Raw genomic sequence first — 22,836 nt, 5'->3', positions numbered from 1 at the left:
GATTTATTGTATATTACAAGACAAACAGTAAAGAAAAAAGAGGAAGCTGAAATTCTTAATGTAGCACCATCTACTGTCTTTACATATATCAAATCCGGAAAATTACCTGCTTCAAAGATAGAAAAACGTGTAAAAAGGTGGTTACAAAACGAGGAGATTTATCTTTTTTATTTAATTACATCACTTACAATCTAATAAACTTATTTTATAAAGGGCTTAGTGTCACAAATATGCCTTCTAGACCTTATCTGCCCTCTCGAATAAATCGTACCGCATTTAAACCGATCATTTGAGCAGGCATGGAAGTGTTGCCATCTGGTAAAATGGGAGCAATAGAAAGATCGGCTACTTTAAGATTTTGGGTGCCAAAGACATTCAGGAATCCATCTACAACTCCTTCTTGAATATTCCTACCCATTCTACAGTGCCCTCCAAAATGGTCAAAATTTGCATAAGAGGCCTTTACATAAGTAGCAAGCTGATTTCTCTTTTCTTCTTCATTCGGCAAATTAAAAATATTTTCAGGAGGGTATACAACCTTATAAATACCATCTGGATCTAATTCACGAGCTTTCTTCATAATATTAAAAGTTTCAATATATTGATCTACTACAAAATTTAAGTCATCCGGATTTTCGAGTGGATTGAAGTTAATCGATGGATAAGCTTCAGGATCGCTATGCGCTACCTTTATTGTGCCCTTGCTTTTTGGGTTTAAATCGACAATTGCGATACTCATGACATTGCTAGGTTTCCCTGGGTTAAATTGCCAATTATTAATGAATACGTCTTGAATTGGAACAAAATTAGATACTGGAAACCCTACTAATTGAAGGCGACGTCCAGGTCCATCTCCCTTTTTAAAAGCACCTATCGTTATTGGTACAGGGTCAGAAGATATTACCTGTAAAAGTCGGTTTGTTTCTACTTCTATTCCCATTCCAACATAATACTGCGTTCGAAAGTTTTGACCAACATTTGGACTTTCTACTAAAGTTGGCACCCCAATTTTCTCCAAATCTATCGAATTACCGATTCCTGAACGTTGTAGAATGACCGATGAAAAAATACCCGCTGAGACAATAATCCCTTTTCTAGCAAAAGACCGTTGTGTCACTCCGTCTTTCACATATTCAACGCCAACAGCAATCTTAACACCCTTTTTACACCCAAAAAGAATTTTGTTTACTGTTGATTTTGCGAATATAACCAACTTTCTCCTACCAACCCCAAACTCATCCGGATTGGACTCATCCCCTTGTGTTACAATATTTTCATTTAAATAACCAGTTGCAGTAGACGATCGAATAAATATATTATCTTCTACTTCTTGTTGAAGAAGTTGTGTTTTGAAAGGTACAACATCTCTTATACCAGTATTATAATCCTCTTCAATTGGAATCCCTAGAACATCAGATGTTGCCTCAACTAAAGTCTGGATGAGCCCATTACTCGGTATGTTTTGTTGCCTAACAAAAATAGGCCCTTCCGTTCCCCTTTGGTTAGGGCTTTGTGATGCTCCTTTATAGTTTTCATTTCTTTTAAATAAAGAACAAATCTTGTTGTAACTCCACTGATCACCAACAAGAGCTGCCCACTCATCATAAAGTTCACGGCTCCCGCGAACTGCAGCCATAAAATTATGTTGCGAACTTCCCCCTATTACTCTCCCTGCTCTTAATCTAATTTGACGTACAATATGTTCCTCTGTTTGCGAAAGAATATTAAAAGACAGTTCATTATCATTCGCTCGAATTTCTGCTACTGCAATAGAAGGACTGCTATTCTCCATATTCGTTCCCGCTTCAAGCACTAGCACGGATGTACATTTATCATCTGTTAACTTTTTTGCGATTACCCCTCCGGCAGTTCCGGCACCAATCACGATGTAATCAAATTCATTTTCACAATGTGACGACAAAATCAATAACCTCCTGTATTCATGATAGTATATTCAATGTGAAAATAGACTGTTTTGCTTGTATGTTTATCTATACTTGTCCAACATACTTTGTAAACATGTCTTGGTAACAGTTCTTGCGGATTTCTGTATATCGCATTCATGTGAAATTAACATAATCTATCATTACAGGATGAAAAAATATAACTTCATACTTTAAAAATAATTATTTATACGTCTATAAAAACGTTTCAAACTTATAGAAAAATCCCCTCCACAGTAAACAACTTACCATGAAGGGGATTCTTTCAAACTAACACCATTCTTATCTCAAACTACCCGCAATCTCCGTAAAGATAACCCCAAGCGCATGTGCACCTGCATCTGGATAGCCTAAACTTCTTTCGCCAACTGTACCCGCGCGGCCCATGCGAGCTACGATTTCTTTCGTGTACTCTGCGCCTTTAACGGCTGCTTCTGCTCCTTTTTCAAAGGCAGTTTTCATGTCTTCTTCGTTTGAAGCGCTAGCTAACCAAGAGTCTACACATGGAGCAAGTGCGTCAACAAGCGTTTTATCACCAACTACCGCTCCTCTACCGAATGATCTTTCACCGATAGATTGTATGCCTTGCAGTGCTGCTTGCAGCATTTCAGCGAATTCTTTCACTGTTAGCTCACGTTTTTCGCCTGCTGCTTTACTAGCTGCGCGGAATGCACCGCCCCAAATTGGACCAGATGCGCCGCCGCAATGTTCCATAATAATCATCGAACAGCCGTCAAGGAATGATCCGATCGTTACGTTTTCTTGTTCTACAATCGAATGCCACTCACGTTTTAATTGCTTAAATCCTTTTGCCACACTCATTCCGAAGTCGCCGTCACCTGCATGCGTATCTAACTCACAGAACGGTACTTCATTTTTAATAATAACGTCGCTCATTTTATCAACGAGATAAATCATATTGTTTAATGTGATAACATTATCTTTTATAATAGCGTGCTCTTCCGCCGTTTCTAGTTCAAAGGAAACTTCCTTCTCTTCTGTCTCTTCAAGCACATTTACATACTCTACACTTTCAACTGGTCCATCTACTTTAAACGCAGGTGTATTACATTCTTTCGATAGTAATGTTTTTAGCTCGTCATCTAATTTCATTACTGTTAAAGACATACCAGCCATATCGATACTCGTCATATAGTTGCCAACGAATATTCTATTGATTTTAATGTTTCTAGCAGCTAATTCTCTCGTAACTGCATTGTTAAATAGGTAAAGTTCTTGCAGTGGTGTTCCACCAAAACCGTTAACTAGAAGTGCGATTTCCTCGCCATCTTTTACGCCTAAATCTTTTATTAAATCATTTGTCATACGGTTTGCTAATTCATCAGCTGACATCGTTTTTTCACGTTTAATTCCTGGTTCACCGTGAATACCTACGCCGTATTCCATTTCATCTTCAGCAAGTGTGAAAGTAGGTGATCCGCTCGCTGGAACTGTACAAGACGTTAACGCTAAACCGATTGTGCGCACGTTAGCAGCTGCTTTTTCCGCTACAGCTTTCACCGCTCCTAAATCCATCCCTGCTTCCGCTGCTGCACCGGCAATTTTATGAACTAAAATAACGCCCGCAACGCCGCGGCGTCCTACTGTATACAAACTATCTTCTACCGCAATATCATCATCCACTTTTACGTAGTCTACTTCAATTCCATCTTCCGTCGCTAAATGTGCACCGTTTTTGAAATTCATAATATCGCCGCTATAATTTTTAATAATTAATAACGTACCTTTTTTACTAGCTGTCTCTTTAATCGCTTGGTATACCTGAATTTGCGAAGGAGAAGCAAACACATCGCCGCACACTGCCGCATCTAACATTCCTTTTCCGACTAATCCTGCGTGCGCTGGCTCATGACCACTACCGCCGCCACTAATTAACGTTACTTTGTTTTCGTTCATTTCTTTCTTCTTAATCACTTTATATTTTTTCAAAAGCTCAAGCTCTGGGTGAGCCATAACCATTCCGTTACACATTTCCATTACTAATGTTTCTGGTTTGTTTATAATCTTTTTCATTGTAGTTCTCCCTCAATTCCTTTAATATATTGTGATATATTTGAAATCTTCTTCTTACTACTCATGTTAAAATGAAAGCGTTTTATAGTAAACGGACAAAATGGACAATCTGTCTAAAGACACCGCTCTCATTTATGGGTAGGATTTTCATATTACTAACATTCTAGGGATGATTCAGATGACCTCTTCTATAATTTCTAAAAAGATAATCGCGAACTCATTGAAGTATTTAATGGAAACAGAGTCGTTTCATAAAATATCAGTAAGCGATATTATGTTACACTGTCAAATGCGCAGGCAAACTTTTTACTATCATTTTAAAGATAAATTTGAACTATTAAGCTGGATTTATAGAGAAGAAACGAAAGAAAACATTATCGACTTTCTCGACTATGAAACGTGGGAAAACATTTTTGATTTATTATTTGATTACTTTTATGAAAATCAAAAATTTTACCGAAATGCTTTTAAAGTCATTGAACAAAACTCGTTTAATCACTATTTATTTGAGCATACGAAAAACTTATATATGAAGATTATTGATGAACTATCTGTGAGCTGTGGATTCAGCCTTTCTGATGAGACAAAAAATACGATTGCCTCTTTTTATAGTCACGGCTTCGTTGGAACGATAAAAGATTGGATTGAAAGTAAATGCGAAGTAAATCCGTCCATTATGTCTTCTCTCATGAAAAATATGATAAACAATCAATTACTACTTCTACTTGAGCAATCAGCAAAGTAATTAAAGGGTGGCAAAAGCAATGAAAAAGATTATGAATGATGTACAAAATATCGTTCAAGATATGATGCATGGCTTTTATTTTGAACATAACGACAAAGTAAATTACGATGAATCACATAACATCATTTATGTAAAAGATATCGAAAAACTAAAGCAAGACGTCGCGATTATAAGCGGCGGTGGTAGCGGACATGAGCCTGCTGATATTGGATATGTAGGAAAAGGAATGCTTACAGCGGCAGTAAACGGAAGCATCTTCACTCCGCCTACAGTGGAACAAATTGTGGTGGCAACTCGCCTCATACCAAAAGAAAAAAGTATTTTATTCATCATAAAAAACTTTAAAGATGACGTAGCTAACTTTTTAGAGGCAGAACAAATCGCAAAAGAAGAAGGAAGAGAAATTGACCACATCATCGTAAATGACGACGTTTCAATTGAAGATGATGCTTCTTTTAATAAAAGAAGACGCGGCGTCGCTGGCACTGTTTTCGTTCAAAAAATACTTGGTGCGGCCGCTCTTGAAGGGCATTCTTTAGAAGAACTAACAGCACTCGGCCGTTCTATCACTGAAAACTTACACACATTAGGAGTCGCTCTTTCACCTGCAAATGATCCAGTAAAGGGAAAAGCTTCATTCACATTAAACGACGATGAAGTCTTTTACGGCGTTGGCATCCACGGTGAAAAAGGTTACCGTAAAGAAGCACTATCCTCTTCTGAAATATTAGCGATCGAACTGATGAACAAATTAAAAAGCATTTACCGTTGGAGAAAAGGTGACAACTTTGCGATCCTCATTAATGGATTAGGTGCGACACCATTAATGGAACAATACATTTTTGCAAATGACATTCGCCGTTTGTGTGAATTGGAAGGATTACAAGTTACATTCGTAAAGGTTGGTACGCTGTTAACTTCTTTAGATATGAAGGGTGTTTCGCTTAGTTTGCTTAAGGTAGAGGATTTGGATTGGGTGAAGTGGTTGAAGGCTGATGCTCGAGTGGGTAATTGGTAACTAAAATTATGATGATAAAAGCCTTTAACTATAATGAGTTAAAGGCTTTTTGCAAATTGAAATATCGCACGAGCGTTCAAAAGAAATTCGTAATCACCTCACTGAAGGATGACAGGTCTTCCAAATAAAGCTGGATAATAAATTAACATCGCCCCTACAAATGAACACACTAAACAAAAAATAGCCTCGTATTTTATGACTAGAGAAGAGTTCGTATCAAGCTTTTTTCCCTCTCTTTTACATATCATTTTAAATAATGCTTTATATAATAAATACCCAATAACCGCCCCGAGAGTATTCGTAAATAAATCATCAATATCTGTAATTCTATTATTTAGTAATTGATTTAACTCAATTGCCAATGAAAAAAGAAATCCTGCACATACGGTGTTTTTTATTTTTCTAAACTGCGGCCAAATAGTCGGTAATAAAAAACCTAACGGCATAAACAGTACAATGTTCAAAAGATACGTCGTACTACCTGCCGTATCAAATAGAGTCAAATTAATTTGATTTACACGAATCCACGTTTCATATCGACTTATATCCCATACAGTGGCGATCTGCGTCACCTTATACACTAGCGAAAGGTAGAATAGAAAAACATACACCCATAGAAAATGCCAGATAGATATAGTTCTTTTCGCTTTAAAATAACATCCAATTTGAAATACAATACAAAACATAATTGTAAAAAAATAAGTATACAAATAACTCATCAAAACTCCTGTATGCATGTAGAATCCCCTAACTTTACATTTTCATCTATTATTTTAGAACATAGTTTAAAAAATAGTACTTTCGCTTCAAATATCGGGAATATATTAAAAATAAAAAATCCCCACTTCTTCATTTTCAGTCTCCTCCTTGCTATAACTTGTTTATAGGATAGGAAAAACTTTTAAAATAAAAAGTGGGGTAAATATAAAATTTTTCTTAAATTTTATGTTGGCTTTTATTATTAATCTTGTTAGGAATCCGCTATTCGTTGTTAGATAGCAATATGCTTACACCTATAAAAACATTGAACTATTGAAAAATTCTGTCCTCAATATGACAGCAGATTCACATCAAAAATGTAAATCCTCATTTCCCTCGTATTTTCCTTTATTAAGTCTTTGTCTTATAAATAATTCTGCAACAATTAAATTGGGTACCCACGCTAACCAAGCAATAATAGCGTAACTAAGTTCAAACCGCTCTCTTCCAAATAGAACGATAAACAACGGTAGCCAAATTCTTAATGTAACTGCTCCAAAGGTTAGAGAATAATTTCTAATCATCCAATTTCGATGCTCTTTAATTTTTTTATTCTTAACTCTATATAATGCTTGATATGCTGATATTAGCCAAAATACGGATAACAAACCGAAACCTAGCTTCGCTACCAATCCTCCCGTAGCATAAAAGGATAGGTATAGTCCAGAAACGCCGCCTAATAATATACCAACCATATAGATTCTCCCAGCTATTCGATGACGGTTCATATTCCTTTCTCTAAATTTAGTGGATAATGTAAACGGACCAATTACTAATGCTACTATACTCGTTGTAATATGTGTAAATAACATACTATACCAGAATTCACTTAATTTAGATCCATACATAAGCTTCACTTTTACAAGTCCTGTTTGAAATCCATTCATAATAAAATATTGGACAACAATATAACTAGATACTAAAAGAGCAAAACAAGTAAATACATACCAAATTTTCCTGTTCAAATTTTACTGCCTCCCTATTACATTCATGGAAATTAGATTATACATTACTGTTCATTCTTGGTAAAAATAGAAAATCCTTCTATATAAATGGAGTACCCCCAGAAAAGGGACATTTAATAGATTAAGATTTCCAAAAATAATGAATATATATGTTATATTGTTCAAGGTACTGAAATGGGGGTTTTTCTAATGGATATGTTGCAACAAGTAATAGATACATTTAAGTTGAATGTGTTAGCAGTCGAGAACGTTCCTGAGTCTTTTAGTTCGACTGTATATAAAATCCAGCTAATTGATCATCGTACGGTATATATAAAAATTCCTTATTCCAAAGTAAAACTTGAACGTGAGTATACTGTACTTAAACGATTACGCAATGAGCTACCTGTACCAGAAATGTTAGACTATTGGGAAGGTAATGAAGATGTCACTGGCGCTTTATTATTATCCGAAATTAAAGGTGTTCCGATTACAGAGAAGGTGGATACGGCTCTAGCTTATGATATCGGAGTACACCACGCAATGCTGCATGCAATCATTCCAAATGAACATGATTTCAAAAGTCCCGTTTCCAATGTATATGGGAAATGGTCTGATTTTATTGAGCGACAATTTTATTCCTTTGCAGAAGATGTAAAAGAAGTGATTGATCCTTGTTTATACGAACAATCATTGCAGCATTTTGACCGTCAAGTGAAATTACTTCCAGCTCCAGATGGACCTAGTTTTATACATATGGATTTTCGACCAGGTAATATTTTAGTTCATGAAAATCAAGTAGTCGGCATCATTGATTTTGAAAGTACCCGAATTGGTGCAACCGAAATAGACTTTACAAAAATTAATAGTGACATTCTCATGAAATCTCCTGGAACATGGGATGCGTATCAAAAAGGCTATGAATCCATTCGTCCACTTATTAATTTACAAGAAGTTTTACCGTTTTATCGCTTTACTGATGCTTTTAATGCAATCGGTTGGTGTAAAAGAAGAGGTATTGAAGAGCATCAAGCTTTTTTACAGGAGAGTGTAGCATATTTAAACGTTTTGTTTATGAAGGAAGGCTAGTTGAAAGAGAATTATTAAACGTCAATAACTGATGTTCCGTTTATAAAGATTTTTTCATTATTCAACAATCGAGCGCAATTGAGGAAGATACGCAAGTATAAAATGAGCAAACTTTTTTATGTAAAAACATCTATATAAATTTTACAAACTAAAAATTTATATAATAAAAACCCTCAAGTATATCTTTCTATACTTGAGAGTTTACTCATCTACTTCTTCTCTTCTCTCATAATAATCGTTGAAATTAAATTGGAGCTGATTTTTATTCATGCATAGACAAAATTCTTCTCATAACAAAGATGATTCCTCTAATAAAATTGCTGCTTTTATTGCAACGCTAGGAGCTCTATTAGTAAGTGTAGAAGTTTTATCTAATTTTTTTGTGATTTTTTGGTTAATGATAATAGCAGTAACAAATTTAATAGTTATATTTTATATTCAAATTAGTGTTTTTAGTTTAGTAACAACAATCCTTTTTGTAATCTTTTACTTTATATACAAAAAGTTATTTGCACATTCTAAATTCGTAGAAACCTTTTCAAAATATAATATGAGTATTACAATAGTTTCTTTATTAATTTTAAATGTTTTATACATATATCAAAAAATGTTTAACGGTGCATTAATTACCCCTGTGGTAATAATTATTACATGGTTAATTTACAAATTTATGTTTAAAAAACATAAAAATAATCTACCTAAATAAAAGTAAGCGTCAAATATTCCACACCTACTATTTGTAAATACCCCATGAGATAATCTCCTTACATACTACATGTGGAGATTTTTTTATGAAAAGACACCTAATAATAAACTCGCTTTAGAACTGTTTAATGAGGCTGCGAAAGAAAGGGATTCTGATCTCCCGAACCAACCTTTGAAACAATCACTTATCGTCGTAAGAAGAAACACGGCCATGGGGATGAATCTGTACAGAACCTTCCGGTTAAAACCGCAAAAGAGAACAATCTAAGTTCCTATCATTATCTTCGTTATTTGTTTGAAGCGCTATCCAATAACGATTTAAACAATAAAGAAGAAAGTGATAAGATCTTGCCGTCGTGGTCAATGGATTTACCGTCTAGATGTATAGTGCTAAAAAAATGAAGTAACAAAGCTAACTTAGAGCAAAAAAGATGAATAGATGTACATCAATAATAGTTCTAATTATAATTAAGATGAAAATATTAATAGTATATGGGGGAATAACAATCAGTGAATAAAAAGGCAACAATTAAAATAGGGGCATTGTTTACAATTTTATTAATTGTATGTGCTTTTTATGGGTATAAGAGTTTAAATAGTTTTTTAGTCTGGAATGAACTCGGTGATATACAGATGATTTCAAGTGAAAAAGAGGTTGCAAATGGTATATATTTTGTAAGGGGAGAGATATATTCTGAACGTGTAACAGGAGATGAAACGCTACTTGCTGATGGGTATGCGGTAGTGAATCGAATTCAAAAGAAAAAAACGACATATTATACACAGACTTCTGCACCAAATCGTTCGTTATGGAGTAACGGCCAAGTAACAGCTTTTTATAATGAACCAATACATATTGGAAATAAAGAATTAAAATTAATAAATAAAGAAAATGCGTCTCTGGAAACACCCTTTATGGAATTAAATGATCAGAGTGTAATTTCAACAAGAATAAATGATATTCAGGCGAATGCTACAAAGTTAACAGATGGAAAAAAACGTTTTTATTCATTTAGAGCAGTAGAAAATAAAGAAAATGTAGTTGTCCTTGGGTCAGTAGATGGAAAAGTAATAAAAGAATTACCTAATAGATACGGGAAATTTGTTTATATTGGACATACTAAGGAGCAAATTATAGATAGCTTAAAGAATGGTAATAACAAAAATTGGATATATTTCGCTGTACTTATTATACTAACTAGTATTAGTGGGTTCGTATTATATATGTATGGGAAAGGAAAATGGACAAAAGATGTTTTTGTTTTTACATTTTTCGGAAGAAAGATAAATTAAAAATGGTTTGATTGTACTCGTTAAAATCTCCCCTCAAGTATGTAATTCCATGCTTGAGGGGGTTTTAATTTTTAATTAAAGTTTACTCATCTATTCCTTCCCATCCCTCATACTGTAATACCCCAAATTAATAATAATCAAGAAATACCCACCCATAATTCCAGCAGCAAATGTCCACATGAAGTCATGGTGTTCAATTTCGTACATAATAATTGCACCGAGTATTGCGGCTGCGAACCGGTTCATCATGCCAAGCATCGGTGCTTTTTCTTTTTTTACAATGCTGTCTCCGAACTTTTCAATGCGCCTTCCTAAAATCCAGGCGCAGTACATGCTTACTAAAAGGCCAATGCCTATCCCTACGAACTGGGCTGAAAAAGGTGTCATAAGCCATCCTAATAACATTACCCCTAGCAAACAATATATTTGTATGTTGAATGATCTTAGTGCCATACGAATCACGCTATGCTCCTTTATCTTTCTCATTGTATTTACGTATCCTCCAATTATATCTACTACTATCTTTCTAGTTAGAACCTTTTCGATCATTCAGTACCTTCTTATTCATGGATAATTCCTATACCCCTACCGATAGTAATAAAAGTGAAACACCATAAAAATGCGCCGATAGCAGCGAACAAAATATAAGTTTTCAACTTCATTTTGCTAACCCCCGAAAGGTAACAGGTTATATGTCTGACGCCTGGAATGAAATAACCAAAAATAAGAGAATATGGTCCATATTTCTCCATCCATTTGGAAACTTTGTTCATCCTCTCTTCCTTCAAACCAACCCATTTGCCATACTTATCAATGAAAGGACGTCCTGCCTTTTTGCCAATCATGTAACTGATCAACATACCCAACAACGCCCCTGCAAAACTAACTAAAATAGCAAGCTCATAATTCAGGACATTAATATTCGTAAAATAACCTACGACTGTCATCATAACTTCATCAGGGATTGGTACTCCTATAATTCCAAGAAGAAGCATCAAAAAAATCGCGAGGTAACCATAATCTGCTATAACCTGCTGTACTAATTCCATCTTTCAGACTCCAACTTTTCCGATATATCCTTTTTAAAATGAGGGAATTTGATTTTACTCACCATTAAATACGCGAGTATGCATGTACCAAACGCCACGGAAACTGGATTCTTTAAAAAACATAAAATGAGGAGACACATTGCCGCGAATGGAATAGGCATACCTATAAATGTCGGGAGTTTACTTTGCTGCGTGTTAAATCTCGCAAGCCGAATCATTCCGCACACACTATAAGCAAGCGCACATATCATCCCGATAGACTGCAAATCTTTTAACACGACAGTATATGCAAGAATAGATGGTGCCACACCAAAGGTAACTAAATCCGCAAAGGAGTCTAGCTCTCCGCCAATTTCTGAAACAGAACCGAGTTTCCGAGCGACCATGCCATCAAACAAATCAAATACCATACCTGTAATAATGAACATAACTGCACCATATATATCTTGAAAGAAAATAGAATAAATGGCCAATATTCCACACATAAAATTCGCTATCGTCATCATATTTGGTATGTAACTCATCACACGCTTCTCCTCCTTTCTACTCATTGCTTCATCTAGGTTCTTACTCATTACGATCAAGATCCTTCTGTTTTTCTTCCAATATCACTTTATTTATCTTCTTTAACGTATCCGTCATTTGTTCTAAAGCATTTATATCGATTTTAGAAAAGTATTTCTCAATTAATACATCATCTAACTCAGACAACTGCTCCATATACTTACTACCGTTCGGACCAAGTGTAAGGAAATACTCCCTTTTATTATTAGGATTTACTTGTTTTGAAATCATCTTCTGCTTTTCTAATTTCGATAAAACTTGGCTCACAGCGCTTTTCGATATATTAAAAGTAGTCGCAATGTGATTCGCTGTCGTGTTTTCATTTAAATTGATATGAAATAGCATACTCTCTTGCTGGCCTGTAAGACCGTACTCATCTTTCAACTCCTGAAATAGTAAAATGTAAAATTCATTATAGGCTCGGTTCATTTCATTAATTATTTCTTTATACGTTCTAGTCATAGCATTCGTCCTCCATGCTGTTATTCCAGTTTAATAGTTAAGTTCACTTAACTTAACTATAGTATACAGTTTTATTTGTGTAAAGGGAAATCGATCTCTGCGCTTTATTCACAATGAAAAAAGGAGACATCCATTAAGATGTCCCCTCTTCAAACTTAAGATTCCAAACTCTTACCATTCGTCTCAATTACTTCCTTATACCAATCGAAGCTTTTCTTCTTCGATCTTTTTAATGAACCTTTTCCTTCATTATCTTTATCAACGTATATATATCCGTAACGTTTTTTCATTTCTCCAGTAGAAGCACTTACAAGATCAATCGGGCCCCAACTTGTGTATCCGATAATATCTACTCCATCTTGTATCGCTTCGGACATTTCGATCATATGCTTCTCTAGATAATCAATACGATATTCATCATTCACTTCGTCTTCACCATTTAATTGATCGATTGCTCCGAGGCCGTTTTCAACGACAAATAAAGGCTTTTGATAACGGTCGTAAAGTTGGTTCGCTGTAATGCGGAAGCCTTTCGGATCAATCGTCCATCCCCACTCTGATTTTTCAAGATATGGGTTTTGAACAGAACCGAATACATTTCCGCTCGTTATGCTTTTTAACACTTCTGGATCGGTACTTGTTGCTCGGCTTGAATAGTAGCTAAAGCCAATATAATCAACTGTATGCTCTTTTAAAATTGCCTCGTCTTCTTTTTCCATTTCAATTATTAAATTGTTATCTGTAAAGAAGCGTTTTGCGTATCCAGGATATGCTCCTCTTGCTTGTACATCAATGAAGAAGAATGATTCACGGTCTTGTTCCATCGCGCGTTGAATGTCATCTGGATTACATGTGTATGGATACGTTGCACCAGCAGCAAGCATACAACCGATTTTTGCATCTGGAATGATTTCATGACACGCTTTTACAGCTAACGCACTTGCGACAAGCTGGTGATGCGCTGCTTGATATTGAATTTGTTCTTTATTATCCCCTTCTTTAAACGCTAGACCTGCTCCCATGAAAGGTAAATGTAACAGCATATTAATTTCGTTAAATGTCATCCAATATTTCACTTTATCTTTATATCTACTAAAAATCGTTTTTGCGTACGTCTCGAAGAAGTTTACAAGTTCTCTACTTCTCCAGCTTCCATACTTCTCTACTAAATGAACAGGGACATCAAAGTGAGCCATCGTAACGACTGGTTCAATGCCATGCTTCAGCAGTTCATCAAACAAATTATCATAAAACTGTAACCCTGCTTCATTCGGCTTTTCATCATTACCATTTGGGAAAATACGTGTCCAAGCAATAGATACGCGTAACGCTTTAAAGCCCATTTCTGCAAACAGAGCGATATCTTCTTTGTAACGATGATAAAAATCAATCGCTTCGTGTGACGGATAAAAATCCCCTTCTACCGGTGTAAAGGAATGAATATTTCCTTTCATGATGTCCCAACGTTTTTCACCAGTTGGTAATAAATCAACCGTCGTTAATCCTTTCCCGTCTTCTAAATACGCTCCTTCCACTTGATTCGCTGCAGTCGCTCCACCCCATAAAAATCCTTTAGGAAAAATAACTTTAGACATATAGAAAAACTCCTTTATATAAGAATGAACGAGGAAAGGTATTGCAAGTTTTAAAGAATACCTTTCTTCGTGTGAACCTGTATGAAATGTACTACTATTTAACTCCTAACTTTAGTAAGGAATCTCCTGCTTGTATCTTTTCTACTTCTGTTTTTTTCATGTTATATTTATCATAATTTGTAACAACAACTGGTGTTGTCACAATATAACCCGCCTTTTGAATTTCAGCTATATTAAACTCAATAAGTAATTGTCCTTTTTCTACTCTCGCTCCTTGTTCAATATGAGAGGAGAAAAATTCGCCATTTAATTTCACAGTATCCATTCCAATATGGATTAAAATTTCAGCACCTGAATCCGCCGTAATTCCTACCGCATGATTCGTCGGGAAAAGCGCAGAAATCGTACCTGAAACTGGTGAAAACAACTTTCCTTCTGAAGGCTCAATCGCAACTCCTTCCCCTAACGCACCCGATGCAAATGCTGCATCGTCAATATTTTGAAGCGGCATAACGGCGCCATGAAAAGGACTAAATATTACTTCATCATCGTTTGATGCAGCAATTTTATTACTTGTCTCAGCTGTTTCTGTAGATGTTTGCTTTTTCGTAAAACCGAATAAGTAAGTAAGAATAAAACCGACTATTAAAGAGACAGCCATCGCCAGGATTGCTCCCCAAAATCCAGCTGTAATCCCATCTTTCGGACTAATAAATGTTGGAATCGCAAATATACCAAGTCCGCCTGTCATATACCCTTGTGTACCAAATACACCAAGTATTGCGCCGCCAATTCCTCCGGCAATACAGCTCATAATAAACGGCCTTTTAAGCGGAAGTGTAATACCATAAATCGCCGGCTCTGTAACACCGAAAATACCTGAAATAAAAGCTGGAATACTAAGTGTTTTTAATTTCTTATCTTTCGTTTTCATCCAAACGCCAAGCACCGCACCAATTTGAGCAAATGAAGCAGCAAATATAAGTGCGAGTATCGGATCGATACCGTGCACTGCTAAATTATTAAAGCCAATCGGAATAATTCCCCAATGAAGACCGAAAATAACGAGTACTTGCCAGAAAGCACCGAGTAAAGCACCCGCTACTAACGGGCTTGCATTATAAACCCAAAGTGTCGCCTGTCCTAAAAACTGCCCTGCCCACGTCGCGATTGGACCAATAACGAGAAATGTAACTGGTACGACGATTAGTAATGTAAAGAATGGCACTAAAAATGTTTTCACAACATCCGGAATAACTTTCTTTAAAGTCTTTTCTACTTTCGCTCCAAAATAAGAAGCGAGAATAATTGGAATAACTGATGATGCATAATTCATTAAAATAACTGGTATTCCTAAAAACGTAATATGAATGGGTGATTCAAACATCGTTCCTGTAAATAACGTATATAATGGCTCACTTGCTTTTAAACCGGCTAAAGCTGGATAAACTAAAGCGCCCCCAATTGCCATACCGATAAATGGTGATCCTCCGAATTTCTTAATTGCTGTATATCCTAAGAAGATTGGGAAGAAATAAAATAACGAATCGCCGACTGCATTTAATATTTGATACGTCCCTGACTGCTTACTTAACCACCCTAACGCTATAAAGAGTGCATTAAACCCTTTAATCATCCCTGTTGCAGCTAGTACTCCTAAAATAGGAGTGAAAATGCTAGAAAGAACATCTATAAGACTACTCTTTTTCTTCTCACCCGCACTTTCTTCCTCTGTTTCTTGAAATCCTCCAGCAACAATAACCGCTTTATACACGTCGGATACATGGTTACCAATAACAACTTGATATTGTCCACCGCTTTTCATAACAGTCACAATATCTTCCATATTTTTCAGTATTTCCGTATTTGCTTTCCCCTCATCTTTCAACTGAAATCGTAAGCGAGTTATACAATGTACAACGCTATTTATATTTTCTCTCCCGCCAACATGTTTCAGTATGTCTTTTGCCAATTGTTCATACTTCATAGTAATTTCCCCTCCCTACAATCATCCCATTTTTATAAAAGAAAAAACCTAAACTAACCATAACGGCGCGATACATACGAATCACTCCATTACAAGTCAATTTAGGTTTTGCCTGCCAAACAGTAACAATCCCGTTTATTCAATTACATAATTCATTGCGTTTCGTTACACGATGAATGTGCAACGTCAAGTACACTTTTTCATCTTTTGAAAGATGACTATTATGTGCTTTTTGTAAGTATGCTTCAATTTTTTCTGTACAACAATATGCCTCTTCATACTTACTTTTCACTTGCTCGTATAAAAAATCATCCTCTGCCGAATGCAATTCCTTCTGCATTAAACGCTGGGCAAAGTATCGTAAATGCGTTACGAACCGACTATAATTAAATGAATTTTCATCTAAGTTCATTTTATAGTGGTACTTTACAACATTTAAAATATCTTGGACGATTTTCGTCATCGCCACCGTTTGCTGCATTGCCGGCTCTCCTTGCTGCGCATTAACGAAATGCAAAGCAATTGACCCTGCTTCATCTTCAGAAAGTCTAAAGCCAGTCTCCTCTTCAATCATGTTCAAAGCTTGTAGACCAATTTCAAACTCTTTCTGATAAAATCTCTTAATCTCCCAAAGCAAAGTATTTTTAAGATCCATTCCTTCTTTATGCCGAGTTAAGGCGAAACTTAAGTGATCCGTTAATGTAAGATAAATATAATCACTTAAGGTCCCCGGCAAAACTGTCTTAGCAAACTGAATAATTCTCTCTGTAATTTCTAAATTTTGTACAGGAATTTCAGTTAGCAACCTAGCAAGTTTCTCTGATAATTCTCTTGTTTCCAAAACAAATGTCTTTTCTACCCTAGATTCATCAATCGCATCGCCAACTTTTTTCTGAAATCCCAAACCTCTGCCCATAAGTACAACTTCTGTCTCATTATCCTTCATCGTACAAACAACATTGTTATTTAAGATTTTATGGATTTTCATATTGTTCCGCCTTCTTCTTCTTAAAGTCACAAAAGGGTAATAAAAAAACCTAAACTGATTCCAAAAGCCACACTACACCCGTAGCCTCTAGATCAATTTAGGTTTTGCCTGCCGAACAGTAACAATCCTTTTACTTATTAACTTACCTTTATTATACATAAAAAGTAAGCGGTTGCAATGATAAATTATTGAATATTTTTTTACAAAGAAAAATACTAACCGTTGATCAGCTGTTGCTTAAATTCATCTAAAACTTTCTTTCTCTCTTCATACTCTTCTTCACCAGCTTCTTCCCAAAGTTCAAGATCAGCGCCACGCTCAATTAACGCAATCGCATTACTGCGAACTTCTTCTTGAAGACACCCCTTCTCCAATTGTATTGCCGCAAGACCGATGTATACTAAAGACATAACCTCTAAATCTTCACCTATATCAAACTCATCTACATACTCTTCTAAAACAAGCTTCGTTGCTTCTTCTACACTGTTACCTTCTTCTATATATTCAATAAACTGATCTTTCACATCACAAGTTGTATCATCATCAAATAATCCAGTTCCCCAAGCACCCATATTCCACAGCTCCTTCTTTATACTTTTCTACTTCAATGTTAAATACAGAAGAAATTCATTACAAGACTAGTTATGCATATAATTATATTTTACAATTACTACAGGAAACGCATATACTTCACCATATTTATTATTCCGAATAATTAAACACAAATGATAAAAATTCCATATAGACCCATTACTGGTTAAAATGTTATAATTTAATTACCCTACATAGTTCCTCATATCCGGACTGAGGAACTAGCGTCTTATTAAGTAATGCGCATAAACCAAATAAAAAAGACACTTTACTGTGTCTTTTTTATTTATATCCTCATAAGAACTATCTCTTCTATACACAAAATCTATTACATGGCAAAGGAGACTAGAAAATGGAACATCCTATTGCAAAAGAACTGCGTTTCATACGTGTATGCCTTATCATCTTAATCATTGTCATTGCATTTTGGGACCGCAAAAGCGTTGTGGAAATCAGTGATCATGGTAGCGATCCTATCTTAAATACCAGCAACATGACCCAAGTTGGCGATAATACATTTGCCTATAAAGACGAATCTAATCAAATTAGAATATTCAAGTTTGATCCGGATACAAATGAAATAAAGCTAATAAAAGAGTTTTATGCTAACGAATATTAATGAAATTACATTAGACAGAAGGCACCTTACAGTGTCTTTTTTATTTTTAAAAGGACCTGCTCACATTCATGCGTCAAACATAAAGTAAATAGAATCCGTTAAAAAACATGAGTGACCCTTTGTTTTCCCCTCTTATTAAAGGAGGAACTATTATGGGATTTGGTGGTAGTTGCGGCGGAGGCTGCGGTTTTGCTGGAGGATTTGCTTTATTAGTTGTGTTATTCATTTTATTAATCATCGTTGGAGCTGCTTGCTTCTGCTAAACAAACTATCGGAAAAGACACTCTTATATGGGTGTCTTTTCTTTGTAAACTAAAAAAGTATGAGAATCCGATCCTTTAGACATAATTACGACTAAAGGCTTTTTTGTATATAAAAAATGAAACGTAGTAAAATACTATACTTACATTGTTTTTTTCTTACAAACTATATCCAAAAAGTTGGATAGCTTCTTTTACTACTCATATTATTAATAAATAAAGCAATAACTACAATAACAAGAGAACCAACTAAAACCGGTGTTACTAAATAACTCCAACTATTTGCCCCTAAAATAACGATAATTGGATCAGCCCCTGCCGGAGGATGCGTTGTTCTTGTTAACATCATAACGGCTATTGCCGTCCCTACTGCTAAAGCTATCGTCCAATATTCATTCCCAAACAAATGATATATTGATAGGCCAATAAAAGTTGAAATCAAATGTCCTCCAATAATATTACGCGGCTGAGATAGCGGTGCATTCCAAACTCCAAACGCTAATACACAACTCGCCCCAAATGGAGCCATTAGTAATTCTGTAGAAGTTATACTCGTTAAATATGTTAAGGTGAGAATTGTTAAAAATCCCCCTAATAGTCCCGTTAAAGAGTCCTTTATATTTACTTGTAATGGACTTCTTCCTTTCCCTTTCATTTTTGCAAAATATCGCACACTTATTGGTGGAGCTTCTTTCTGCTTAGCTGCTGTTATATGATTCATCATTCTCCTCCTTTATTTACCAACAATTATATTTCAAATTAACTAACCGGTCAACATTCATTTTAGAGGTTAGTTTAAAAATGCAGAAAAAAAGAATCAACTCATATAAGTTGATTCCCTAAACTTCTTCACATTTTCGATCCTGGAATTTTGCTACCTTTTTCCGGTTCCCACATATTTTCATAGAACACCATTTTCGTTTTCCACTTTTATCTATAAATAATAAAACACAGTCAGGGTTTGAACACCTTTTAAGAGAAATAAGCTTATTCTCTGCTATTAACGTTAAAGCATCAAATGCAATTAACGATACAAGTACATCCTCAATTTCTCCAACTGGGATAGGCACTAGACGCTGTTCAATGACTTTATATGTAAATGGTGCCTTTTCAATTTGTTTTTCTAAATATGTAATAAAATCATTAGAAATTTCGTGCTGATCAGCAATTGCCTCAAACTGTTTTCTCAATACTTCTCTTGCCTCTAATATGCTAGATGTAACTTGATTCATGCGCTCTTGAATCCCTATAAGTGTTTTTTCATTCCAAAAAGGCAGATTAACTTTTATTACATGTAGCCATTCTAATACATCTTCATCTGTTATTAATAAATCATAACGTTGTCCACGCCTAACTAGCTCTGTATTTACTAAATCTAATGAGAGATTTCCAGATATAAGCGGGAATTGTTTTGTTTCCTGCATGTACTCATCACCTACTCTTTAAACAATCATATTCCAAATTAATACAGAAGTACAACTTTTTTATAAACTACAAAGTATGAAGATTAAAACCTTTAGACATAATTACGACTAAAGGCTTTTTTGTATGTAAGTAAATGAAAAGGGGCTAACTTTATGGAACATAATAAAAACGGAATGCTTGCTTTAATCGTTTTATTTGTAGGACTAGCATTTTTTGTTTTCGGTATGGTTTATCATTTATGGGGAACTGTTTAAAAGTAAGTAGTAATTCATTTAGATGCACCAGAAATCATTTGCCTAGTTATGAAACCCCTCATTGTGCTTCAGGGGTTTCCGCTTTAAAACAACTATAAAAAAAGGCTCCATCACTCACTGGGGCGCTCAAAAAATAATATAAGTAAATGAATTAAAACAAATAACAGACAACTACAATATATACTATATAACATCATATAATCTATATATATGCAACGTTACATAAAATTCTTTATTATTACATGCTATACTAAAACAGGAGTCGACAATCGTTATTTTCTTCTTATTTTTAAAGTAATATAGATATACCTTCTTAACTCATTTGGATTGTACAAGTAAAAGAAGACATCTTACTAGATGTCTTCTTTTCTTATATTTTTATGAATTCCTTTGAGCAGATGCTCTCCAAGCACGAAAAGATGTTGGGTGTCCAGAATGAGCTCTTTGCTTCGCAGCAGCAACAGCTGGTTTTTCTTCAATAGTCTTTGGTTTTTCTTCCACAATCGCTGATTTTTCTTCAAGAGTATTCACAGCTGTTTGTATTTTTTCCAACTGCTCTTTTAAAGCTTGCTGTTCAATCTTTAAATCCGTAAGTAAACGTAAAATCATTTCAGAATTAGCCATAAAGATCCTCCTTCCCCCAATACACAGAATAAAATACAATATGTAAACGATGAAATACCGGTGACAAAAATAAGGTCGTCTATTCTTTTAAAATTCGTGACGTCTTTATTTTTCAAAAGGACCTGCTCAAGTTTATCCGTAAAAACATAAAGTGAATTAAATCCATTATTAAATGGTCTTTATGGAAGGAGGAGTTAATATGGGCTATGGCGGTAGTTGTGGTGGTGGCTGCGGTTTCGGCGGCGGATTCGCTTTACTTGTTGTACTCTTTATCTTATTAATCATCGTAGGAGCTAGCTGTTGGGGCGGCGGATTCGGCTGCTAAGGGGAGGCACTCTTGAGAGTGTCTTTTTTTTGTTTCATTTTTTTCGCTCCGATCTGTATTAGTTCTTTTGAAAATGTAAGATTTCTCATCTCATAGTAGCAAATGATTTATTTTTATATCGTTATATTTTTGCGGACGGTAATAAAAAAAAGACACCCTAAGGTGCCTTCCTCCGACTTGATAACCACGTTGATTTACATAATTATCGTTCTCGGAATTCAATGAATCTACTAGTTTAATCAGCTTATATGTTCTTGCCATAAAAAATCTTTAAAATGGTTTTATAATCTGGAATTTGTAACTTTAAGTATTGATTTATAAAGTTTTCGTTATCATATAGTACTTTTTTCAATTCAACAGAGAATCGCCCAGCATCAAAATTAACAATACCGTATTGAGCGAATGGTTCATGGTTACATCCTAGTGAACCTGGATTTAAAAAAGTTTTGTTCATTGTTTGAAAAAAATGAACAGGATGATGATGCCCAAAGCAAATTAGTGTTTCTCCATAGTCATGAAATAAGTCTAAAAGATGTTCTTGTATCGGCTGAACAATTCGGCTGAAAGGATCTTTACTTATATGTTCAGATAGTTTGTTATGGTTAATATGGTAATGGATTAATGCTGTAGGTGTTTGTTCGATGGTTGTTTTTATATATCTTGAAAGTTTATTTAATTTAAGAACAAAGGATTTATCCAAATCTTGCGCAATCCATTCATGATGATTACGTAATTCCCCAATATTATGACTTTCCGGATATTGTTCACCGTTAATTAAGGCCAATATAGCTTCATCATGATTACCTGTAATCATTGAGGTATCGTTACGAGAAAATAGTGCTTCTAAAACTTCGTTTGTTTGATGGCCAATACCAATCATATCGCCTAGACAGTATATGTGTTCTATATCTTCTCGTTTGTCTATTTCCTGTAAGACAGCCTGTAATGCTACCGCATTTCCGTGTACATCTGTTATGAACGCTATATTTTTCCCCATAAAAATTCTCCCTCATAGTAATTCTAATCTCTATTTTATCATTGTATATCATATTTATGTGAGGTTAACATAAGGTCCCATTATCAGTAGTTAATAATTAATAGAATTTTCGTTATGGGGGATATTGATTCTTTAGGTTGATGGCGATGGGGTACTATAAAATTTTAGCTTGATGGGTATGTGACGGTCCCCCTTGTAAAACTTTTTTCGGCTCGTGTGCTTTTCTCGCCAAGCTGACAGACAAAACGCAAAGCAATGGTTCTCGACTTGGACTAGCAAGTATACGAGCCGAACCGCTTAGATCATACGTTCCAAGATCGCTCTTATTCTAAAAATAGATACGTAATACGTGGGGTTTCGCCCCCACACGACGAGCCAGCACTCTAGCCAAAAAGTAAATTTTAAACCAAAAGATCCGAACAAAGCCATGTTGGTTCTACCCCGTGTTAAGTAAAAAAATAATAAGCTGTCCAGACAGCTTATTATTTTTTTACCGGAAGTGGATGGTTCCAAGTTAACATGAACTAAAATTACCCTCTATAATCAGGAGAACGATCAAGTCCAAA

The 22,836-nt window shown here is 35.1% G+C and carries 24 protein-coding genes and 2 pseudogenes; 10 read left to right on the top strand and 16 right to left on the bottom strand.

Going from position 1 to position 22,836, the window contains the following annotated elements; all coding sequences use genetic code 11:
• Positions 1-36: 36 nt before the first annotated feature.
• Positions 37-135, top strand: a pseudogene (locus tag DN410_RS28755) (helix-turn-helix domain-containing protein); the annotation flags it as partial.
• A gap of 109 nt (positions 136-244) precedes the next feature.
• Here the strand turns inward: DN410_RS28755 and DN410_RS10915 are convergent.
• Positions 245-1,921 carry a GMC family oxidoreductase gene (locus DN410_RS10915; RefSeq protein ID WP_149176506.1) on the bottom strand — a complete coding sequence of 559 codons (1,677 nt, stop codon included), beginning with the start codon at positions 1,919-1,921 and terminating at the stop codon, positions 245-247.
• 304 nt (positions 1,922-2,225) lie between these two features.
• Complete coding sequence (gene dhaK / locus DN410_RS10910; protein ID WP_149176505.1) at positions 2,226-3,977, bottom strand: dihydroxyacetone kinase subunit DhaK; 1,752 nt, start codon at positions 3,975-3,977, stop codon at positions 2,226-2,228.
• A 178-nt stretch (positions 3,978-4,155) separates the two neighbouring features.
• Here dhaK and dhaS point away from each other — a divergent pair, with 178 nt between their 5' ends.
• Together dhaS and dhaQ are read left to right on the top strand one after the other, a co-directional pair.
• Positions 4,156-4,722 (top strand): dihydroxyacetone kinase transcriptional activator DhaS, encoded by a 567-nt coding sequence (dhaS, locus tag DN410_RS10900; protein WP_000204221.1) that lies wholly within the window; start codon positions 4,156-4,158, stop codon positions 4,720-4,722.
• A gap of 19 nt (positions 4,723-4,741) precedes the next feature.
• Entirely contained in the window at positions 4,742-5,740 is a 999-nt protein-coding gene (gene dhaQ / locus DN410_RS10895; protein WP_149176504.1) for a DhaKLM operon coactivator DhaQ, read from the top strand.
• A 98-nt stretch (positions 5,741-5,838) separates the two neighbouring features.
• Here the strand turns inward: dhaQ and DN410_RS10890 are convergent, their stop codons facing one another.
• Positions 5,839-6,477, bottom strand: coding sequence for a VanZ family protein (locus tag DN410_RS10890; RefSeq protein WP_149176503.1), 639 nt, complete (start codon positions 6,475-6,477; stop codon positions 5,839-5,841).
• 333 nt (positions 6,478-6,810) lie between these two features.
• Complete coding sequence (locus tag DN410_RS10885) at positions 6,811-7,464, bottom strand: DUF2306 domain-containing protein (protein WP_149176502.1); 654 nt, start codon at positions 7,462-7,464, stop codon at positions 6,811-6,813.
• A 189-nt stretch (positions 7,465-7,653) separates the two neighbouring features.
• On the opposite strand from DN410_RS10885, the gene DN410_RS10880 reads away from it, so the two are divergent.
• The 4 genes and pseudogenes from DN410_RS10880 (at position 7,654) to DN410_RS10865 (ending at position 10,530) form a co-directional block, all read left to right on the top strand.
• Positions 7,654-8,532 carry a phosphotransferase family protein gene (locus DN410_RS10880; RefSeq protein WP_149176501.1) on the top strand — a complete coding sequence of 293 codons (879 nt, stop codon included), beginning with the start codon at positions 7,654-7,656 and terminating at the stop codon, positions 8,530-8,532.
• A 268-nt stretch (positions 8,533-8,800) separates the two neighbouring features.
• Positions 8,801-9,238, top strand: a complete 438-nt coding sequence (locus tag DN410_RS10875) for a hypothetical protein (protein WP_149176500.1) — start codon at positions 8,801-8,803, stop codon at positions 9,236-9,238.
• A gap of 87 nt (positions 9,239-9,325) precedes the next feature.
• Positions 9,326-9,486, top strand: a pseudogene (locus DN410_RS28915) (IS66 family transposase); the annotation flags it as partial.
• 261 nt (positions 9,487-9,747) lie between these two features.
• The gene (locus DN410_RS10865; protein ID WP_149176499.1) at positions 9,748-10,530 is read left to right on the top strand and encodes a hypothetical protein; all 783 of its coding nucleotides are present in this window, start codon (positions 9,748-9,750) and stop codon (positions 10,528-10,530) included.
• A 90-nt stretch (positions 10,531-10,620) separates the two neighbouring features.
• On the opposite strand, the gene DN410_RS10860 is transcribed toward DN410_RS10865, so the two are convergent.
• The 8 genes from DN410_RS10860 to DN410_RS10825 all read right to left on the bottom strand — a co-directional run bounded on the left by DN410_RS10860 (position 10,621) and on the right by DN410_RS10825 (position 17,747).
• The gene (locus DN410_RS10860) at positions 10,621-10,992 is read right to left on the bottom strand and encodes an ATP synthase subunit I (RefSeq protein WP_149176562.1); all 372 of its coding nucleotides are present in this window, start codon (positions 10,990-10,992) and stop codon (positions 10,621-10,623) included.
• A gap of 98 nt (positions 10,993-11,090) precedes the next feature.
• On the bottom strand, positions 11,091-11,579 hold the full coding sequence (locus tag DN410_RS10855; protein ID WP_149176498.1) for a DedA family protein: 489 nt from the start codon (positions 11,577-11,579) through the stop codon (positions 11,091-11,093).
• On the bottom strand, positions 11,570-12,154 hold the full coding sequence (gene pssA, locus DN410_RS10850; protein WP_149176497.1) for a CDP-diacylglycerol--serine O-phosphatidyltransferase: 585 nt from the start codon (positions 12,152-12,154) through the stop codon (positions 11,570-11,572). The genes DN410_RS10855 and pssA overlap by 10 nt, the downstream gene beginning before the upstream one ends.
• Positions 12,147-12,605, bottom strand: coding sequence for a MarR family winged helix-turn-helix transcriptional regulator (locus tag DN410_RS10845; RefSeq protein WP_149176496.1), 459 nt, complete (start codon positions 12,603-12,605; stop codon positions 12,147-12,149). Before DN410_RS10845 ends, pssA begins: the two co-directional genes overlap by 8 nt.
• A 155-nt stretch (positions 12,606-12,760) precedes the next feature.
• Positions 12,761-14,200, bottom strand: a complete 1,440-nt coding sequence (locus DN410_RS10840) for a 6-phospho-beta-glucosidase (RefSeq protein WP_149176495.1) — start codon at positions 14,198-14,200, stop codon at positions 12,761-12,763.
• A gap of 94 nt (positions 14,201-14,294) precedes the next feature.
• Entirely contained in the window at positions 14,295-16,187 is a 1,893-nt protein-coding gene (locus DN410_RS10835) for a beta-glucoside-specific PTS transporter subunit IIABC (protein WP_149176494.1), read from the bottom strand.
• A gap of 139 nt (positions 16,188-16,326) precedes the next feature.
• On the bottom strand, positions 16,327-17,175 hold the full coding sequence (gene licT, locus DN410_RS10830; RefSeq protein ID WP_149176493.1) for a BglG family transcription antiterminator LicT: 849 nt from the start codon (positions 17,173-17,175) through the stop codon (positions 16,327-16,329).
• Between the two features lie 215 nt (positions 17,176-17,390).
• The gene (locus DN410_RS10825) at positions 17,391-17,747 is read right to left on the bottom strand and encodes a DUF4259 domain-containing protein (protein ID WP_149176492.1); all 357 of its coding nucleotides are present in this window, start codon (positions 17,745-17,747) and stop codon (positions 17,391-17,393) included.
• Positions 17,748-18,118: 371 nt separating this feature from the next.
• Here DN410_RS10825 and DN410_RS10820 point away from each other — a divergent pair, with 371 nt between their 5' ends.
• Together DN410_RS10820 and DN410_RS10815 are read left to right on the top strand one after the other, a co-directional pair.
• Positions 18,119-18,385 carry a YmzC family protein gene (locus DN410_RS10820; RefSeq protein ID WP_149176491.1) on the top strand — a complete coding sequence of 89 codons (267 nt, stop codon included), beginning with the start codon at positions 18,119-18,121 and terminating at the stop codon, positions 18,383-18,385.
• A 152-nt stretch (positions 18,386-18,537) separates the two neighbouring features.
• Positions 18,538-18,648: a YjcZ family sporulation protein gene (locus DN410_RS10815; protein WP_000505679.1), complete on the top strand. Its 111-nt coding sequence runs from the start codon at positions 18,538-18,540 to the stop codon at positions 18,646-18,648.
• Positions 18,649-18,811: 163 nt separating this feature from the next.
• Here DN410_RS10815 and DN410_RS10810 read toward each other — a convergent pair whose 3' ends face one another.
• From DN410_RS10810 to DN410_RS10800, 3 genes are all read right to left on the bottom strand, one after another.
• Positions 18,812-19,366 (bottom strand): HPP family protein, encoded by a 555-nt coding sequence (locus tag DN410_RS10810; protein ID WP_149176490.1) that lies wholly within the window; start codon positions 19,364-19,366, stop codon positions 18,812-18,814.
• A 118-nt stretch (positions 19,367-19,484) separates the two neighbouring features.
• Positions 19,485-20,069, bottom strand: a complete 585-nt coding sequence (locus DN410_RS10805; protein ID WP_149176489.1) for a CGNR zinc finger domain-containing protein — start codon at positions 20,067-20,069, stop codon at positions 19,485-19,487.
• A gap of 633 nt (positions 20,070-20,702) precedes the next feature.
• Complete coding sequence (locus DN410_RS10800) at positions 20,703-20,948, bottom strand: hypothetical protein (protein ID WP_016716656.1); 246 nt, start codon at positions 20,946-20,948, stop codon at positions 20,703-20,705.
• Between the two features lie 199 nt (positions 20,949-21,147).
• Here DN410_RS10800 and DN410_RS10795 point away from each other — a divergent pair, with 199 nt between their 5' ends.
• Positions 21,148-21,273, top strand: a complete 126-nt coding sequence (locus tag DN410_RS10795) for a YjcZ family sporulation protein (protein ID WP_000540377.1) — start codon at positions 21,148-21,150, stop codon at positions 21,271-21,273.
• A 244-nt stretch (positions 21,274-21,517) separates the two neighbouring features.
• Here the strand turns inward: DN410_RS10795 and DN410_RS10790 are convergent, their stop codons facing one another.
• Entirely contained in the window at positions 21,518-22,270 is a 753-nt protein-coding gene (locus DN410_RS10790; protein ID WP_149176488.1) for a metallophosphoesterase family protein, read from the bottom strand.
• Between the last annotated feature and the right edge of the window lie 566 nt (positions 22,271-22,836).

Origin of the sequence: Bacillus sp. SH5-2, from assembly GCF_008368905.1 — a bacterium.
In the GTDB taxonomy this organism is placed as follows: Bacteria; Bacillota; Bacilli; order Bacillales; family Bacillaceae_G; genus Bacillus_A; species Bacillus_A luti.
The sequence above is the reverse complement of the archived record's forward strand: the minus strand, read 5'-3'. Positions and strand labels throughout refer to the sequence as shown.

What these genes read in the sequence shown, in the direction of transcription:
- dhaK (WP_149176505.1), bottom strand. Translation starts at nt 3,977, where the DNA reads ATGAAAAAGATTATAAACAAACCAGAAACATTAGTAATGGAAATGTGT.
- dhaS (WP_000204221.1), top strand. Translation starts at nt 4,156, where the DNA reads ATGACCTCTTCTATAATTTCTAAAAAGATAATCGCGAACTCATTGAAG.
- dhaQ (WP_149176504.1), top strand. Translation starts at nt 4,742, where the DNA reads ATGAAAAAGATTATGAATGATGTACAAAATATCGTTCAAGATATGATG.
- DN410_RS10890 (WP_149176503.1), bottom strand. Translation starts at nt 6,477, where the DNA reads ATGCATACAGGAGTTTTGATGAGTTATTTGTATACTTATTTTTTTACA.
- DN410_RS10880 (WP_149176501.1), top strand. Translation starts at nt 7,654, where the DNA reads ATGGATATGTTGCAACAAGTAATAGATACATTTAAGTTGAATGTGTTA.
- DN410_RS10875 (WP_149176500.1), top strand. Translation starts at nt 8,801, where the DNA reads ATGCATAGACAAAATTCTTCTCATAACAAAGATGATTCCTCTAATAAA.
- DN410_RS10855 (WP_149176498.1), bottom strand. Translation starts at nt 11,579, where the DNA reads ATGGAATTAGTACAGCAGGTTATAGCAGATTATGGTTACCTCGCGATT.
- pssA (WP_149176497.1), bottom strand. Translation starts at nt 12,154, where the DNA reads ATGAGTAAGAACCTAGATGAAGCAATGAGTAGAAAGGAGGAGAAGCGT.
- DN410_RS10845 (WP_149176496.1), bottom strand. Translation starts at nt 12,605, where the DNA reads ATGACTAGAACGTATAAAGAAATAATTAATGAAATGAACCGAGCCTAT.
- DN410_RS10840 (WP_149176495.1), bottom strand. Translation starts at nt 14,200, where the DNA reads ATGTCTAAAGTTATTTTTCCTAAAGGATTTTTATGGGGTGGAGCGACT.
- DN410_RS10835 (WP_149176494.1), bottom strand. Translation starts at nt 16,187, where the DNA reads ATGAAGTATGAACAATTGGCAAAAGACATACTGAAACATGTTGGCGGG.
- licT (WP_149176493.1), bottom strand. Translation starts at nt 17,175, where the DNA reads ATGAAAATCCATAAAATCTTAAATAACAATGTTGTTTGTACGATGAAG.
- DN410_RS10825 (WP_149176492.1), bottom strand. Translation starts at nt 17,747, where the DNA reads ATGGGTGCTTGGGGAACTGGATTATTTGATGATGATACAACTTGTGAT.
- DN410_RS10820 (WP_149176491.1), top strand. Translation starts at nt 18,119, where the DNA reads ATGGAACATCCTATTGCAAAAGAACTGCGTTTCATACGTGTATGCCTT.
- DN410_RS10815 (WP_000505679.1), top strand. Translation starts at nt 18,538, where the DNA reads ATGGGATTTGGTGGTAGTTGCGGCGGAGGCTGCGGTTTTGCTGGAGGA.
- DN410_RS10810 (WP_149176490.1), bottom strand. Translation starts at nt 19,366, where the DNA reads ATGAATCATATAACAGCAGCTAAGCAGAAAGAAGCTCCACCAATAAGT.
- DN410_RS10805 (WP_149176489.1), bottom strand. Translation starts at nt 20,069, where the DNA reads ATGCAGGAAACAAAACAATTCCCGCTTATATCTGGAAATCTCTCATTA.
- DN410_RS10800 (WP_016716656.1), bottom strand. Translation starts at nt 20,948, where the DNA reads ATGGCTAATTCTGAAATGATTTTACGTTTACTTACGGATTTAAAGATT.
- DN410_RS10795 (WP_000540377.1), top strand. Translation starts at nt 21,148, where the DNA reads ATGGGCTATGGCGGTAGTTGTGGTGGTGGCTGCGGTTTCGGCGGCGGA.
- DN410_RS10790 (WP_149176488.1), bottom strand. Translation starts at nt 22,270, where the DNA reads ATGGGGAAAAATATAGCGTTCATAACAGATGTACACGGAAATGCGGTA.